The sequence below is a fragment of the Amycolatopsis sp. FBCC-B4732 genome, from assembly GCF_023008405.1.
Classification (GTDB): domain Bacteria; phylum Actinomycetota; class Actinomycetes; order Mycobacteriales; family Pseudonocardiaceae; genus Amycolatopsis; species Amycolatopsis pretoriensis_A.
Map to the genome: position 1 here is coordinate 4,013,154 of NZ_CP095376.1, position 14,969 is coordinate 4,028,122.

At 73.2% G+C, this 14,969-nt stretch carries 14 protein-coding genes and 1 pseudogene; 5 read left to right on the top strand and 10 right to left on the bottom strand.

Annotation, left to right across the window (positions count from 1 at the left end; all coding sequences use genetic code 11):
* Positions 1-43 precede the first annotated feature (43 nt).
* Positions 44-1,546 carry an FAD-dependent oxidoreductase gene (locus tag MUY14_RS17355; protein WP_247024040.1) on the top strand — a complete coding sequence of 501 codons (1,503 nt, stop codon included), beginning with the start codon at positions 44-46 and terminating at the stop codon, positions 1,544-1,546.
* 54 nt (positions 1,547-1,600) lie between these two features.
* Here MUY14_RS17355 and MUY14_RS17360 read toward each other — a convergent pair.
* Positions 1,601-2,014 (bottom strand): annotated as a pseudogene (locus MUY14_RS17360) (DUF1360 domain-containing protein); the annotation flags it as partial.
* The gene (locus tag MUY14_RS17365; RefSeq protein WP_247024041.1) at positions 2,011-2,553 is read right to left on the bottom strand and encodes an SDR family NAD(P)-dependent oxidoreductase; all 543 of its coding nucleotides are present in this window, start codon (positions 2,551-2,553) and stop codon (positions 2,011-2,013) included. The gene MUY14_RS17365 and the pseudogene MUY14_RS17360, both read right to left, overlap by 4 nt.
* Before the next feature lie 91 nt (positions 2,554-2,644).
* Here MUY14_RS17365 and MUY14_RS17370 point away from each other — a divergent pair, with 91 nt between their 5' ends.
* A complete protein-coding gene (locus tag MUY14_RS17370) occupies positions 2,645-3,658 on the top strand; it encodes a DNA topoisomerase IB (protein WP_247024042.1) in 1,014 nt (337 codons plus the stop codon).
* Positions 3,659-3,794: 136 nt separating this feature from the next.
* Positions 3,795-4,133 carry a hypothetical protein gene (locus MUY14_RS17375; RefSeq protein ID WP_247024043.1) on the top strand — a complete coding sequence of 113 codons (339 nt, stop codon included), beginning with the start codon at positions 3,795-3,797 and terminating at the stop codon, positions 4,131-4,133.
* Between the two features lie 272 nt (positions 4,134-4,405).
* Here MUY14_RS17375 and MUY14_RS17385 read toward each other — a convergent pair whose 3' ends face one another.
* Together MUY14_RS17385 and MUY14_RS17390 are read right to left on the bottom strand one after the other, a co-directional pair.
* The gene (locus tag MUY14_RS17385; RefSeq protein ID WP_247024044.1) at positions 4,406-4,786 is read right to left on the bottom strand and encodes a VOC family protein; all 381 of its coding nucleotides are present in this window, start codon (positions 4,784-4,786) and stop codon (positions 4,406-4,408) included.
* A gap of 4 nt (positions 4,787-4,790) precedes the next feature.
* Complete coding sequence (locus MUY14_RS17390) at positions 4,791-5,807, bottom strand: YihY/virulence factor BrkB family protein (protein WP_247024045.1); 1,017 nt, start codon at positions 5,805-5,807, stop codon at positions 4,791-4,793.
* 52 nt (positions 5,808-5,859) lie between these two features.
* Here MUY14_RS17390 and MUY14_RS17395 point away from each other — a divergent pair, with 52 nt between their 5' ends.
* Positions 5,860-6,327: an SRPBCC family protein gene (locus tag MUY14_RS17395; RefSeq protein ID WP_247024046.1), complete on the top strand. Its 468-nt coding sequence runs from the start codon at positions 5,860-5,862 to the stop codon at positions 6,325-6,327.
* Positions 6,328-6,336: 9 nt separating this feature from the next.
* Here the strand turns inward: MUY14_RS17395 and MUY14_RS17400 are convergent, their stop codons facing one another.
* The 6 genes from MUY14_RS17400 to MUY14_RS17425 all read right to left on the bottom strand — a co-directional run bounded on the left by MUY14_RS17400 (position 6,337) and on the right by MUY14_RS17425 (position 13,933).
* Positions 6,337-7,929: an NAD(P)/FAD-dependent oxidoreductase gene (locus MUY14_RS17400; protein ID WP_247024047.1), complete on the bottom strand. Its 1,593-nt coding sequence runs from the start codon at positions 7,927-7,929 to the stop codon at positions 6,337-6,339.
* Between the two features lie 15 nt (positions 7,930-7,944).
* Entirely contained in the window at positions 7,945-9,018 is a 1,074-nt protein-coding gene (locus MUY14_RS17405) for an NAD-dependent epimerase/dehydratase family protein (protein WP_247024048.1), read from the bottom strand.
* Between the two features lie 34 nt (positions 9,019-9,052).
* On the bottom strand, positions 9,053-11,044 hold the full coding sequence (locus MUY14_RS17410) for a CocE/NonD family hydrolase (RefSeq protein WP_247024049.1): 1,992 nt from the start codon (positions 11,042-11,044) through the stop codon (positions 9,053-9,055).
* Positions 11,045-11,064: 20 nt separating this feature from the next.
* Positions 11,065-12,255: a zinc-dependent alcohol dehydrogenase gene (locus MUY14_RS17415; protein ID WP_247024050.1), complete on the bottom strand. Its 1,191-nt coding sequence runs from the start codon at positions 12,253-12,255 to the stop codon at positions 11,065-11,067.
* Between the two features lie 67 nt (positions 12,256-12,322).
* Positions 12,323-13,318, bottom strand: a complete 996-nt coding sequence (locus MUY14_RS17420; protein ID WP_247024051.1) for an inorganic phosphate transporter — start codon at positions 13,316-13,318, stop codon at positions 12,323-12,325.
* Complete coding sequence (locus MUY14_RS17425; RefSeq protein ID WP_247024052.1) at positions 13,319-13,933, bottom strand: DUF47 domain-containing protein; 615 nt, start codon at positions 13,931-13,933, stop codon at positions 13,319-13,321.
* Positions 13,934-14,017: 84 nt separating this feature from the next.
* On the opposite strand from MUY14_RS17425, the gene MUY14_RS17430 reads away from it, so the two are divergent.
* Positions 14,018-14,959, top strand: a complete 942-nt coding sequence (locus MUY14_RS17430; RefSeq protein WP_247024053.1) for a glycosyltransferase — start codon at positions 14,018-14,020, stop codon at positions 14,957-14,959.
* Positions 14,960-14,969 lie beyond the last annotated feature (10 nt).

The window sequence follows — 14,969 nt, forward strand, 5'->3', positions numbered from 1 at the left end:
CGGATGGCCGGTTTGACCACCGCGCCAGCGGGCACCCGCACGCATGGTTGCCCTGCCCGAACCGCTTTCGCTGTGGGTCGAGACCGCGCCCGCCCCCGACCGCACCGGCGTCCCGGTGCCGGAATCCGCCGACGTGGCGGTGCTCGGCGCGGGCATCGCCGGCCTCACGACGGCGCTGCTGCTCTCGCGGGCGGGCCGCTCGGTCGTCGTGCTGGAAGCCGACCGCGTCGCCGCCGGGGTTTCCGGCCACACCACCGCGAAAGTGAGCGCGCAGCACGGCGCGAAGTACGCGGACCTCAAATCCCGTCACGGCGCCGGAGCCGCGCGGACCTACGCCGCGGCCCAGACGGCGGCCACCGAGTGGATCGCCGCCACGTCGGCCGAGCTCGGGATCGACTGCGGGTTCACCCGCGCCGACAGCTACGTCTACACCACGCGCGGGAAGACCGTGGACTCGCTCAGGCGGGAAGCCCACGCGGCCGCCGCGGCCGGGCTGCCGGCGTCGTTCACCGAGGACGTCGCGCTCGACGTGCCCGCGCTCGGCGCCGTCCGCACCACCGGGCAGGCGCACTTCCACCCGCGCCGCTGGCTGCTCGGGCTGGCCGCCGAGGTCGAGCGGGCCGGCGGCACCGTCGTCGAGAACGCCCGAGCGACCGCGGTGCACGGGCAGACCGTCCGGACCTCGCGCGGCGACGTCGCGGCGGGCGAAGTCGTCGTCGCCACCCACTACCCCGTGCTCGACCGCGGCCTCTACTTCGCCCGGCTCGAACCGGTGCGCGACCTCGTCGTCGCGGGCCCGGCGGCCGGGAACGCCCCGCCGTCGGGCATGTTCCTCGACGCCGACACGCACCACTCCGTGCGCGGCCACACCGAGCAGGGCACGCCGATGGTGATCGCGGGCGGCGAGCACTACCGCGTGGGCGCGCACGTCCACGTCGAACGCCGGTACCAGCGGCTGGCGGCCTGGGCGGACGAGCACGCCGGCCTGCACCGTGTGACCCACCGGTGGTCCGCGCACGATCTGTCCACTGTGGACCTGCTGCCGTACGTCGGGCGCTACCTGCCGGGGACGAAGAACCTGTGGGTGGCCACCGGGTTCGGCCAGTGGGGCATGACCGGCGGCACGGCGGCCGGGCACGTGCTGGCCGCGCGGATCCTCGGCGAGGAGCACCCGGCCGCGGACCTGTTCGACCCCAACCGCTTCGACCCGCGTTCGGCGCTCAGCCTCGCCCAGGACAACCTCACGGTGGCGAAGTACCTGGTCGGCGACCACGTGGCGGCGCTGTGGCGGTCGGAGAAGCTCGACGACCTCCGGCCCGGCGAGGCCGAAGTCGTGCGCGTGGGCGGCGAGCTCGTCGCCGCCCACCGCGACGAAGCCGGCCGGCTGCACACCGTCGGCGCGCACTGCACCCACCTCGGCTGCCTGGTTTCCTTCAACGACGCGGAACGGACGTGGGACTGCCCCTGCCACGGCTCCCGCTTCGGCGTCGACGGCGAAGTCGTGCAAGGCCCCGCGGTCCGTCCGCTGCGGCGCGGGCCCGACTGAGCGGGACCCCGGCCAACCGGAGGCGAGCTTCTTGCCCGCGTCGTAGAGCAGGTGCAGGGCATCGGCGACGCCGACGGCGGTCAGCACCGTCGCCACCAGCCGGGTCGGCCGCGGCGCCACGACCAGGCAGAACGGACACGAGACGAGCTCGCCCACGGCGTGTCCGGCGTGGCCCTTCGCCGGTACGGACTCGTTCAGCTCGTCTTCGCCCGCCGGCTCTTCGTACTTCGTGAACGGCGGGCTGGTGATCGCCGCCTTGGCGAGCATGCGGCTGGCCTTGAACGTCGCCGTGCCCAGCAGGACCGTGTCACCAGCGGCAGGGCAGGCGCGCACCGGTGACGCGGCCAGGATGCCGGCGAAGACACCCATCGCACCGAGGTAGCCGGCCAGCGGCCGGTCGGCTTCCCCGGCGTAATCGCGCTGAACCTGCTTCGCCTTCGCTACCGCGGCGTCTTTGACGACACTCATTCCTCCGCCGATCCGGGCCGGATCATCTTGCCCTGCTGCTTGGCTTCGACTTCGTCCGGCAGCACCCGGGAGGCCGCGGACTGAAGCTTGTTCTTCGCCGCACCGGGCACGACCTTGCCCTCGCCTGCCCTCAGGGCTTCGAACCCCGCTTCGGCGATCTCGTTGCTGCGGCCGATCATCGCCGGCACTGTCCGCTTGGTCAGGTGCACGGCCGAGCGGACGTCGAGGTCGACGACGGTGAGCTGGTCTTCCCGCAGCGCGTCCTCGGCGAATTCGCCGTTGCTGCCGACGCCCGCGTTGACGGCCGGTGCCTCGACCCGGCGGCCGGCCACGTGCCGGACGAGTTCTCCGACCCCGGCCGCGTCGGCGAGGTCGGTCCGGACCGCCTCGACCCGGGTGCCGCAGGCGCGGACCTCGTCGGCGGCCGCGGCGGCGAGCAGGAGGTCGGAATCGTGCCGGGCGAACTGCTTCGCCGGCTCGAGCCCGATCCCGCCGGACGCGCCGGTGACGACGGCCCATGGCTTGGTTGCGGTGGTCATCCCCGCTCCTTCCGGTGCTCTCGCCGTGCGTACCCACGCCGCCGGCCGGCAATCGTGGTTTCGCGGTACGCCGGGCGGGTACTTCGCGGCGATGGGACGCACCCGACTCCGGCGCAGCGATCTGCGCGGCCCCGGCATCCGGCGGATCCGCCGCGGCCGGGGGTTCTCCTACGCACACCCCGACGGTTCACCGGTCACCGACGAGGAGCTGCTGGCGCGGATCAAGGACCTCGTCATCCCGCCGGCCTGGCGGGACGTGTGGATCTGCCCGCACCCGAACGGGCACGTCCAGGCGGTCGGCACCGACGACGCCGGGCGGCGCCAGTACCTCTACCACGAGCAGTGGCGACGTGACCGGGACGAGGAGAAGCACGACCGCGTCCTGGCGATGGCCCGGCGGCTGCCCGGGTGGCGGGAGTCGGTGGAGGCCGACCTGGCCGGGCGCGGCCTCACCAGGAAGCGGGTGCTGGCGGCGGCGCTGCGCATGCTCGACCGGGGGATCTTCCGCACCGGCGGCGAGGAGTACGCGGAGGAGAACGGTACCCACGGCGTCGCGACGCTGCTGCGTGCGCACGCGGCCGTCCGCGGCGACGAATGCCGCTTCTGCTACGTCGCCAAGGGCGGCCTCGACCGCGAGGTGGCGATCCGCGACGCGGCGCTGGCCTCGGTGGTGAAGTCCCTCCTGCGCAGCCGGTCCGGGAGCGACCGGCTGCTCGCCTACCGCGAGGGCGGCACCTGGCACGAGGTGCACGCGGCCGACATCAACGAGCGGTTCAAGGAGCTGGCCGGCAACGACTGCTCGGCCAAGGACCTGCGCACGTGGACGGCGACGGTCCTGGCGGCGGCCGCGTTCGCCGCGGCCGACCCGCCGACGTCCGAGACCGCCCGCAAACGCGCGGAAGCCGGGGTGATGCGGGAGGTCTCCCGGGCGCTCGGCAACACGCCCGCGGTCTGCCGGGCGTCCTATGTGGACCCCCGGCTGGTGGCGGCGTACCGCGACGAGCGCACCATCGCACCGGCGTTGAAGCGGGCGGCCCGGCTGGAGGGTGACGACGCGCGCGCGGTGCTGGAGAAGGCGTGCGCGCGGTTGCTCAAAGCATCGTGAGATTGGAAGTCACTCTTACGGGGAAAACGATCAGGGTGCGGACGTCCGGTGAGCGCCAGGAGGCACGGTGAGTGAACGGCAATCCATCCGAACGTGTACTGGCCCGCGGACACGCCCGTCCGGGACCCTGAGGACGATGACTTCCGACTCCTCACCTGTGCGCTGGCGCGCCTCGATCGGCCTCGCCGTCGGCGGCGACGGCCCGGTGTCGAGCATCGTCGAATCCGAGCACGGCAGCGAGGGTTCGGCGCGGGAGTGGATCGAACGCAAGCTTCCCGGCACCCGCTTCCCGGCGTGGATCCCGGCGGCCCGCCGGGCGGACGGCGTGGAGCTGTTCGGCCGGGTGGCCCGAGGACACGTCGTGACCGGGCGGCTGGTGCCGACCTGGGAATCCGACTCGGGTGCGGCGGTGTGGCACGCGGACCGCGCGGGCGACCACGTGCAGTGGCGCCGCTGCGCGGCCGAGGACCGCTGACCGGGCGGCCAGAAGCGCCGCGGCCGCAGCCGCATCGAGCACTGGATCGACGAGGTCGTGCCGCGCGCGATCGGCAAGGTGAGCGCGGGCGGCAGGACGTGCACCTCTGGTGTCGTGATCGCCCGGCGCAGCTTCCCGCTGCTGGTGCACGCGGACCAGCCGGACCCCCCGATCGCGTCGATCACCGCGATCGGTTCGGCCGCGGCCGCCGACGTCATGAACGAGTCGTTCACCTCGCCGGACGTCATGAACGAGTCGTTCATGACGTCCGCTCAAGCCGTACCCAGCTCCTTGCGCAGCAAGCAGAACTCGTTGCCCTCCGGGTCCTGCAGCACCACCCACGACTCCGTGCCGTCCTGCCCGACGTCCGCCGGGCGCGCGCCCAGCGCGAGCAGCCGCTCCAGCTCCGCCTCCTGGTCGCCGCCCACCGGGTTCACGTCCACGTGCAGCGGCAGCTTGCCGCGGCGGGGGTCGTCCGTGCGGGCCAGCACCAGCGTCGGGGGTCCGTCGCCCAGTGCGGCACCGGGCAGGCCCAGCTCGAGGCCGTCCGGCTCGTGCCCGATCACCTCGTAACTGAGCACCGCGCACCAGAACTCCGCCAGCCGGTCGGGGTCGTGGCAGTCGAGCACCAGTCCGGTGATCCGGGCGGCCATCCGGTCAGCTCCGTTCCGTCTCGCGCGCGACGTCCGCGGCCTCGTCCTCGTCCATCGCCTTGGTGTCCCGCGGCGGCAGGAAGGGCTCCTCCTGGTCTTCCTCGCGCCCCGCTTCGATGCTGCGGCCGCGGGCCAGTTCGGCGTCGAGCTCGGCGCCCAGCAGCACGGCCAGGTTCGAGATCCACAACCATACAAGGAACACGATCACGCCCGCCAGCGAACCGTAAGTCTTGTTGTACGAACCGAAGTTGGCGACGTACAGCGCGAACCCGGCCGACGCCGGCACCCACAGCAGCACCGCCAGCAGGCCGCCCGGGGTCAGCCACTTGAAGCCCGGCTGCCGCACGTTCGGGCCCACCCAGTACAGCAGCGCGAACGCCACGCTGACCAGCAGCGCGATCACCGGCCACTTCGCGATCTCCCACACCAGCACCCCGGTCGAGCCGAGCCCGACCAGGTCGCCCAGCCGGCGCGCCACCGACCCCGTGGCCACCACGCCCAGCGCGCACAGCGCCAGCAGCACGACGATCCCGATCGTCAGCAGCACCCGGATCGGGACGACCTTCCACACCGGCCGGCCTTCCGGCATGCCGTAGATCGCGTTCGACGCCCGCATGAACGCGCCCACGTACCCGGACGCCGACCACAGCGCGCCGAGCAGGCCGATGATCGCCAGCGGCCCGGCCAGGCCGCGCGAGCCCGCCAGCTCCTTGATCGCGCCGATCAGGACGTCTTTGCCCTGACCCGGGACGACCTGGCCGACGTTGTCGATCACGGCCTGGATCTTGTCCGGGCCGAGCAGGCCGAGCAGCGCCGTGAGCACGATGACGCCGGGGAACAGCGACAGCACGCCGTAGTAGGTCAGCGCGGCGGCCCAGTCGGTCAGGTTGTCGCGCCCGAACTGCTTGACCGTGCGCTTGAGGACCGCGCCCCACGAGCGCTTGGACAGCTCCCCCGGTCCTTCGGGTTCTCTCTCACGCCTGGCCACCATCGCCACCTCCTGCTCGGTCGGCGGTGGCATACCCCGTCCGGCACTGGGTATTCCCCTTTCGTCCCGACGACCAGGAGGAACCGTGACCGAGGTCAGCCGCGTGATCGACGTACCGCCCGATGCCGTGTTCGACGTCCTCGCCGACGGCTGGCTCTACGCCGGCTGGGTGGTCGGCAGCTCGCACATCCGCGACGTCGACCCCGGGTGGCCCGCGGTGGGCTCCCGGATCCACCACAGCGTGGGCCCGTGGCCGGTGCACATCCAGGACGTCACGGTGGTGCGGGCGGTCGAGCCGGGCCTGTCGCTGTCGCTGGAGGCGCACGGCTGGCCGCTCGGCGCGGCGGCGGTCGGGCTGACGCTCGTCCCGCACGGCGAGGGAGCGACGCTGGTCCGGATGACCGAGCACATCGTCCGCGGTATCGGGAAGGTGCTGCCGGCGGCGGTGCAGGCGCTCGTCGTCAAGCCGCGCAACACCGAGTCCCTGGCCCGTCTCGCGGACCTGGCCACCGGCAAGCACGCCCGCGCGCGGGACGGCCACCCGCGCCCGTAGTGCGCGGGTTCAGCTGTAGATGGCTCGGTGGGCGGCCCGGATCACCGCCGCGTAGCCGCCGCCGAGGCGGCCGGCGCGGGCCAGCGCCGCGCGGGCCGCGTTGGCGCCCGGGCCGCCGTGGACCGCGCCGCCCGGGTGGGCCGACGCGCCCGCCAGGAACAGCCGGTCCACGGGGGTGTCCGCCCGGCCCGTGCCCGGCACCGGCCGAAAGAACAGCTGCTGGTGGATCGCCGTCGTACCGGCGTTGATCGCGCCGCCGACCAGCCCCGGGTTGCGCCCCGCCAGCTCGACCGGACCCTGCAGGTACCGCGCCTTGATCAGCCCGGTGAACCCCGGGGCGTTGGCTTCGATCGTCTCTTCGATCCGCTTCGCCCGCCGCTCCAGCGCCGAGCGGTTCTCCATCGTGCCGCGCGGCACGTGCGTGTACGCCCACGCCGACTCGGTGCCCGCCGGCGAGCGCGTCGGGTCGGTCGTGGTCATCTGGCCCAGCAGCAGGAACGGGCGGCGCGGGGTCCGGCCGCGGGCCAGCTCGCCGCCGAACGCCGCGAGCCCGTCGAGGTCCGTGCCGAGGTGGATCGTGCCCGCGCCGCGCGCGGCTTCGTTCGTCCACGGGATCGGGCCCGACAGCGCCCAGTCCACTTTGACCGTCCCGCTGTCCCATTCGAACTTGCCGAGGTCCTCGACCAGCCGCGGGGGCAGCCACCGCTCGCCCACCAGCTCGCGGTAGAGCACCGGCGCCGGTATGTCGGCGAGCACGGCCTTACGCGCCCGGACCGGGTCGCCGGCGGCGTCGCGCACGCCCAGCGCGCGCCCGTCACCGACGATGACCTCCCGCACCGGACGTCCACAGTGGACTTGTCCGCCACGGGACTCCAGCCGCCGGACCAGCGCCGCGACCAGTTCGCCCGCACCGCCTTCGGGGACCGGGTAGCCCTCGTCCTGCCCGATCATCGCGAGCAGCCAGCCGAACACCGCGCTGCCCGCGTTGTCGACGGAAAGGTCGCTGTGCGCGGAGTTCCCCGCCACGAGCAGCTTCGCGCCCTCACCGGTGAACAGCTCGTCGCCGAACCGGCGGGCCGGCAGCGTCAGCATGCGCGCCAGGCGCAGCGCGTCCCCGGTCCCGGTGCGGCGCAGCAGCTTCAGCGCCGGGCGCACCGGCGGGAACGGCGTGAACAGCGCGTTCAGCAGCGGCTCGCGGATCTCCCGCCACTGCTCGAACAGGCCCCGCCACGCGTCGCCGTCGCCCGGGGCGAACTCGTCGACCGAGGCGGCCGTGCGGTCGAGGTCGCGCGAAAGCACGACGCACCGGTCGTCGGGCAGCACGTGCGCCAGGACGTCGGGGGCGTGCCGCCAGCGCAGGCCGTGCTCGGCCAGCCGCAGGCCCTTGATCACCGGTGACACCGCCGAGAGCGGGTAGAACGCGCTGAAGAGGTCGTTGCGGAAGCCCGGCTCGGTGACCTCGGCGGTGCGGACCGAGCCGCCCGGGTGGTCGGTCGCCTCCAGCACCAGGACCGACCAGCCGGCGTCGGCCAGGACGTTCGCCGCCACCAGCCCGTTGTGCCCGGCGCCGAGCACCACCGCGTCGAAGGCTTCCGTACTCACTGGCCCTCCTGGAATTCAGGCTTGCGACTGGTGGCTCGGCCCGACCCGGGTGAGCGAGCGGAGCCGGGCCAGTACCCCGGAGCCGCGCGGCGGGGGCAGGGGCGGGCTCGCCGCCCCCGCACCCGAGCGCAGCCCGGCGACCAGTTCGGCGATCGCGGACGCGGCATCGTACCGAGGTTGCCAGCCCAGGACGGTCTCCGCCACCGTGGTACCGGCTAGCGCGGCGCGGTCGGCGAGCTCCAGCCAGCCGGGGTGCACCGGGAGCACGCCGCCGGCCCAGGCCGCGAGGACGGCGGCGCTGGCGAGTGGCTTCGGCACCGGGAGGCGGCGACCACCGAGGACGGCGGCCAGCTCATCGGCGTCGAGCACCCCGGGCGCGGCCAGGTTGACCGGGCCGGTGAACCCCTGGCCGAGGATCAGCCGGATCGCCTCGGCGACGTCGTCGGTGTGCACGGCCTGGGCGCGCAGGTCGTGCCACAGCGGAACCGGCAGCCGCCGTCCGCCGACGAGCCGCGCGGGCACCACCGGGTCGAGCAGCCAGCGGGCGAAATCGCCGGCCGCGCGCCGCTGCAGGATCGCGCACGGCCGGAGCCGGGCCACGCCGACCTCCGGGTGCTGCGCCTCGAACCGGTCCAGCCGCGACTCGAGCGCGGCCTTGCCGCGGCTGTAGGCGCTGCGGGCGATCCCCGTGCACGGGTGGTCCTCGCCGACCTTCTCCCAGCGCGGCGCGGGCCCGTAGGCGGCCACCGAGGACGCGACGACCAGGTGCGGCACCCCGGCGGCCGCCACCGCGGCGAGCACGTGCCGGGTGCCGTCGTCGTTGGTGCGCCACATCGGCGGCTCGCCGCGCCGCGGCGAGATGGCCCACGCCAGGTGCACGACGGCGTCCGCGCCCTCGAACAGCGTGGTCAGCTCCTCCTCGGCACCGGGGCCCCCGATGTCGAGCGCGTGCCAGCTCGCCGAGCGGTACGGCTCGGCCGCCGGGTCGGGCAGGCGCCGCGCGAGCCCGGCCACGTCGTGGCCGGGCTCGAGGGCGGCCAGCAAGGCCGTTCCGACGTTCCCGGTGGCTCCGGTGATCACGATCCGCACGCAGGTGGCGTACCCCGTGTGGCCCCCGCGAAACTCAGACCAGGGCGCGGGGGATCCGCCGGTGCCAGTTGCGCGAGACGACCCGGCGGGCCCCTTCGTAGCCGTCGAGCCGCGCGTCGATGACGAATTCGGTGTCCGTGCAGGACACGCGGGTGTGCGTCTCGCTGCGCGCCGCCCACTCGCCGCGGGCGAAGGTCACGTCCCACGCGGTCTCCGCCACCGGCGAGCAGAAGTCGTCGGCGACCCACGTGTAGCGCTCCCGGACGTCCCGGGTGACTTCCAGGTCGAGGTCGTCGAAGCCGACGGTCCCGGCGTCCTTCACGATGTCGAGCGCGGAGTGGTAGTCCACCAAGTCGCGCGAGACGGTCCAGCGCTGCTCCCCCGGCGTCAGCGCGGTCACCGGCATCGGCGGCGCGCCCTCCGGCGGCCCGACCGGCCGGACCGGCAGCTCCAGCGCGCTGTGTCCGGTGTGGACGGACAGCAGCACGGGGGTCGGCGGCGGCCACGCCAGCGGCCAGTACGAAGTGGACAGTGAGAGCCGGATCCGGTGCCCGGCCGGGAAAGCCTGCGCGACGGCGTTCAGCTCGATCTCGACCGCGCGCCGCTGCCCCGGCTCCAGCGGCGCCGGCTCGTCGTGGCCGTCGCGGTGGGTCAGGTTGAGCAGCCCGTAGGTGACGCGGGTGGCGCGCCCGTCCGGTGCGACGTCGGACAGCCGCGCCGCGACCATCGCGACCGGCTGATCGGCCGACACCTCCAGCCGCACGACCGGCGAGCCGAGGATTTCGCACCGCTCGGTGAGCACGTCGGTGTCGAAGACGAGCGACCCGCCGTCCTCTTCGCGCTGGTCGTAGGGCAGGTCCGGCGGGGCGCTGTAGGACGCCCACTTCCCGGAGAACTGCCCGACCGACAGCGGCGAAGACACCGTCAGGGGTTCGTCCTCGACGCTCTCCCCCGGCCGCGCGATGCGGTGCGGGGCGAGCGGCAGCCGCTGGGGCTGGACGTGCGGCGACGGCCAGGTGGCCTCGCCGACCCAGCGGCCGGGCCGGTCCTCGTAGGACGTCGAGGGCGGGACGCTCTCCTGCAACCACGTCCGCAGCATCGGCCCGTCCATGGCATCGTTCTCCTCGCCGCGGAGCCAGTGGTCCCACCATTTCACGACTTCCTGGAGGTACCCGATCGCCGGCCCGGGCTCGCCGAGGTGCGGGTACTTGTGCGACCACGGCCCGATCAGCCCCCGCCGCGGGACGTCGAGGTGCGCCAGCAACCGGATGACGGCGTTGGAATAGCCGTCGGCCCAGCCGCTCGAGGCCAGCACCAGCACCTGGACGTCGGCGTGGTTCTCCGACACCGACGCGTGCCGCCAGTAGTCGTCGCGGCGCTGGTGGCCGAGCCAGTTCTCGATCCACAGGCTGCAGTTTTCCAGGCGCTCCAACCACATTTCACGCCACCGGTCACCGACGACGGCCGGATCGGGCGGCAGCGTGGCGTAGGCGAACATCGTGCCCGACTCGGCGACGTTGTCCGAAAGCAGGCAGCCGCCCATGTAGTGCATGTCGTCGGCGAACCGGTCGTCGGTGAACGACGAAATCACGATGGCGCGCAGGCTCGGCGGCTTCCGCGCGGCGACCTGGAGCGCGGCGAACGCGCCCCAGGAAATCCCCATCATCCCCGTGTCACCGGTGCACCACGGCTGCGCGGCGATCCACGCCAGGACGTCTTCGGCGTCGAGCTGCTCGCGTTCGAGGTACTCGTCGGCCAGGATCCCCTCGGACTCACCGGTGCCGCGGATGTCCACCCGCACGCACGCGTACCCGTGCCCGGCGAGGTAGGGGTGGTGGATCGAATCCCGCGGCGCGGTGAGGTCCCGCTTGCGGTAGGGGATGTACTCGAGGATCGCCGGCACCGGTTCGGCGTCCGACGAGACCGGCCGCCAGATGCGGGCGGACAGGACGGTCCCGTCGGACGCGGGGATCCGGACGTGGTCCGCCACGGTGATTTCGTGCGGCAGCGAGGTGACGGCTCGCAAGGGTCGATTCCCTCCCGGGGTTACGCGTTGGGCTGCAACAGGATCTTCTGGGCGCCGTCGAGCTTCTTCTGGAAGATGTCGTACGCGCGCGGGGCTTCGGCCAGCGGCAGCTTGTGGGTGGCGAAGCCTTCGACGCCGAGCGGGTCGCCGTCGCCGGTGAGCACCGGCATGATGTCGTCGAGCCAGTGCCGGACGTTGGCCTGCCCCATCCGAAGCTGGACCTGCTTGTCGAACAGCTCCATCATCGGCATCGGGTCGACCATCCCGCCGTAGACACCCGAGAGCGAAATCGTGCCGCCGCGCCGGACGCTGTCGATGGCGGCGTAGAGCACGCTCAGCCGGTCGATGCCGGCCTTCTCGGTGACCTTGGCGCCGATCGCCTGCGGGAGCAGGTTGACCAGGTTGTGCGCGAGCTTCCCGACCGGGGCGCCGTGCGCTTCCATGCCGACGGCGTCGATCACGGAGTCGGCCCCGCGGCCGTTCGTCAGCTGGCGGATGCTGTCGCCGATGTCCTTGTGGTCACGGGTGTCGAGCGCGGTGGCCCCGTGTTCGCGAGCACGCGCGAGCCGCTCCGGCACGAGGTCGACGCCGATCACCTGGGCCGCCCCGCGGTGCCGGGCGATCCGGGCGCACATCTGCCCGATCGGCCCGAGCCCGAAGACGACCACGGTCCCGTCGGCGGGGACGTTCGCGTACTCGACGGCCTGCCAGGCGGTCGGGACGACGTCGGAGAGGTAGACGAACCGCTCGTCCGGCGGGCCGTCCGGCACCTTGATCGGGCCGTACTGGGCCTGCGGCACGCGCAGGTACTCGGCCTGGCCACCGGGGACCTGCCCGTAGAGCCGGGTGTAGCCGAGCAGCGCGGCACCCTTGCCCTGCTCCTTGACCTGCGTGGTTTCGCACTGCGACTGCAGGCCGCGGTCGCACATCCAGCAGTGCCCGCAGGAGATGTTGAACGGGATCACCACGCGGTCGCCGGGCTTGATGTGCTTGACGTCGGCCCCGACCTCCTCGACGACGCCCATGGGCTCGTGACCGAGGATGTCGCCTTCGGTCATGTACGCGCCCAGGACTTCGTAGAGGTGCAGGTCGGAACCGCAGATGCCGGTCGACGTCACCCGGATGACGGCGTCGGTCGACTCCTCGATCTTCGGGTCCGGCACCTCTTCGACGCGGACGTCGCGTTTGCCGTGCCAGGTCACTGCCTTCATGGCTCTCCCTTTCCGCGTGCGGGTGTCGGCCCCCGGTTTCCCGCACGCGGAGCGGGCAAACGCCCGCTCAGGTGAGCGCGTCCGCCACCAGGTACACCGCGGCCGCCACCGCCGCCGCGGCCGGGAACGTCAGGACCCAGCCCAGGACGATGTCCCGCGCGATCCCCCACCGCACCGCCGAGAGCCGCCGGGTCGCGCCGACCCCCATGATCGCCGCCGTGATCACGTGCGTCGTCGAGATCGGGGCCTTCACCGCGAACGCCGTCACGTACAGCACCGACGACGCCACCGACTCCGCCACGAAGCCGTGTGGCGGGTCCAGCGGGAAGACCCGGCGGCCCAGCGTCCGCATGATCCGCAGGCCACCCGAATAGGTGCCCAGCGACAAGGCCGCGGCGCACACCAGGGTCACCCACAGCGGGACCGCGAACGTCGTCTGCTGCCCGGCCGCCACCAGGGCCAGCACGATCACGCCCATACCCTTCTGGGCGTCCTGCAGGCCGTGGCCGAGTGCGAGCGCCGAGGCCGAGACGATCTGGAAGCGGCGGAACACCCGGCCGCTGCGGTGCGGGTTCGCCCGGCGCAGCAGCCACAGCGCCGCGACCATCGCCGCGTACCCCAGGATCAGCCCGAGCAGCGGCGAAGCCACCATCGGGATCAGCACCTTCTCCGCGATCCCCGCCCAGTGCACGGTGCTCGCCGCCGCCAGCGCCGCGCCGACCATGCCGCCGATCAGCGAGTGCGAGGACGACGACGGGAGGCCGAAGTACCAGGTGACCAGGTTCCAGGTGATCGCGCCGAGCAGCGCGGCGAAGACCACGGTGAGCGCGTCCGGGCCGGCCGGGACGTCGATGATGCCCTTGGCGACCGTCGCGGCGATCCCGGTCGACAGCAGCGCGCCGGCCAGGTTCATCACCGCCGCCAGCACCAGCGCGGCCCGCAGGGTCAGCGCCCGGGTCGACACCGCGCTGGCGATCGCGTTCGCGGCGTCGTGGAAGCCGTTGGTGTAGTCGAAGACGAGCGTCAGCACGATCACCGTGACCAGGGCGGCGGTCCCCGTCACTCAGGACTCCTTGACCGCGATGGTCTGCACCACGTCGGCCACGTGCTCGAAGGCGTCGGCGGCCAGCTCGAACTGCTCGACGACCTCCTTGGTCTTCAGCACCTCGAGGGCGTCCCCGCCCGGCTCGAACAGGTGGGCCAGGATCCGCCGGTAGATGCGGTCGGCCTCGTTCTCGAGCTCGTTGACCTCGATCCAGTACGGCTCGAGGTCGCCGACCTTCGCCAGCCCCGGCATCGACGACGCGGTCAGCTCCGCGCACCGGCACAGCACGCGGACCAGCACGTCCGTGCCCGGCGGGAACGCGTCCACCCGGTACAGCACCGCCAGGTCGGCCGCGGTGTCCAGGAAGTCGAGGACGTCGTCGAGCTTGCCGGCGAGCGCCTGGATGTCCTCGCGGTCGAACGGCGTCACGAACGAGCTGTTCAGCTCCACCATGATCGTGTGCGTCAGCTCGTCACCCTGGTGCTCGACCTCGTGCAGGCGCTTGGCGAGCGCTTCGCGGTCCTCGGGACGGGCCGCCACCAGGTCCCGCAGCAACGCACTCCCGGTCACCAGATTTCTCGCGGCCTCGGTGAGCAGGTCGAAGAACCGGGTGCCCCGTGGGGTGAACCGCATGGGTGGAGATCCCTTCGTCGGCGTCCGGCCGGGTACCGCGGTGGCCTGACGTTTAACCGGTCGTGTCCGGGAAACCAGGAGGACATGACCGATCCCGGCTCCCGGCGCCTGAGGGTACTGCTCTGGCACGTCCACGGCTCGTGGACCGACGCTTTCGTCCGCGGCCGCCACGAGTACCTCCTGCCGGTGGCCCCCGGCGGTGCGCCGTGGGGCCTGGGCAAGGCGGGCCGGGACTGGCCGTCGGTGACCGAGGTCCCGCTGGACCGGCTGGCCGGGGCCGAGCCCGACGTCGTCGTGCTGCAGCGCCCGGAGGAGCTGGACTTCGCCGCCCGGCTGGGCGTGCCGTCCGTCTACGTGGAACACAACGCGCCCCGGCCGTACGCCGCGTCCAGCGAGCACTCCCTGGCCGGGCGCTCGGACATCACGGTCGCGCACGTGACCCACTTCAACGCGGCGATGTGGGACTGCGGCCGCGCGCCGGTCACCGTCGTGCCGCACGGCATCCCCGACCCCGGCGCGCGCTACACCGGCGAGCTCGCCGCGGGCGTGTCGATGATCAACGAGCCGGTGCGCCGCCGTCGCGTCACGGGCGCGGACCTGCTCGGCACGCTCGCCGAAGCCGGCCCGGTCGACGTGTTCGGCATGGGCACCGAGGAGCTCGCCCCGCCCCTGCACGGGCGGGGCGACGTCCCGCCCCCCGCGCTGCACGACGAGATCGCGCGCCGCCGCGTCTTCCTGCACACCGCCCGCTGGACGTCGCTGGGACTGTCCCTTCTGGAGGCGATGCACCTGGCGATGCCGGTCGTCGTCTTCGCCGCCACGGAGGCACCGGCCGCGGTGCCCGCCGACGCGGGGGTGCTCTCCACCGACGTCTCGGTGCTGGCCCGGGGTTTCCGCGAGCTGCTGCACGAACCCGACTTCGCCGCACTGGCCGGCAAGAACGCTCGCGAGCACGCGCTGAAGCACCACGGGCTCGGCGCCTTCCTCACCACTTGGGACCACCTCCTCGCCGAGACGGCCCGCTGAACCCCGAAGG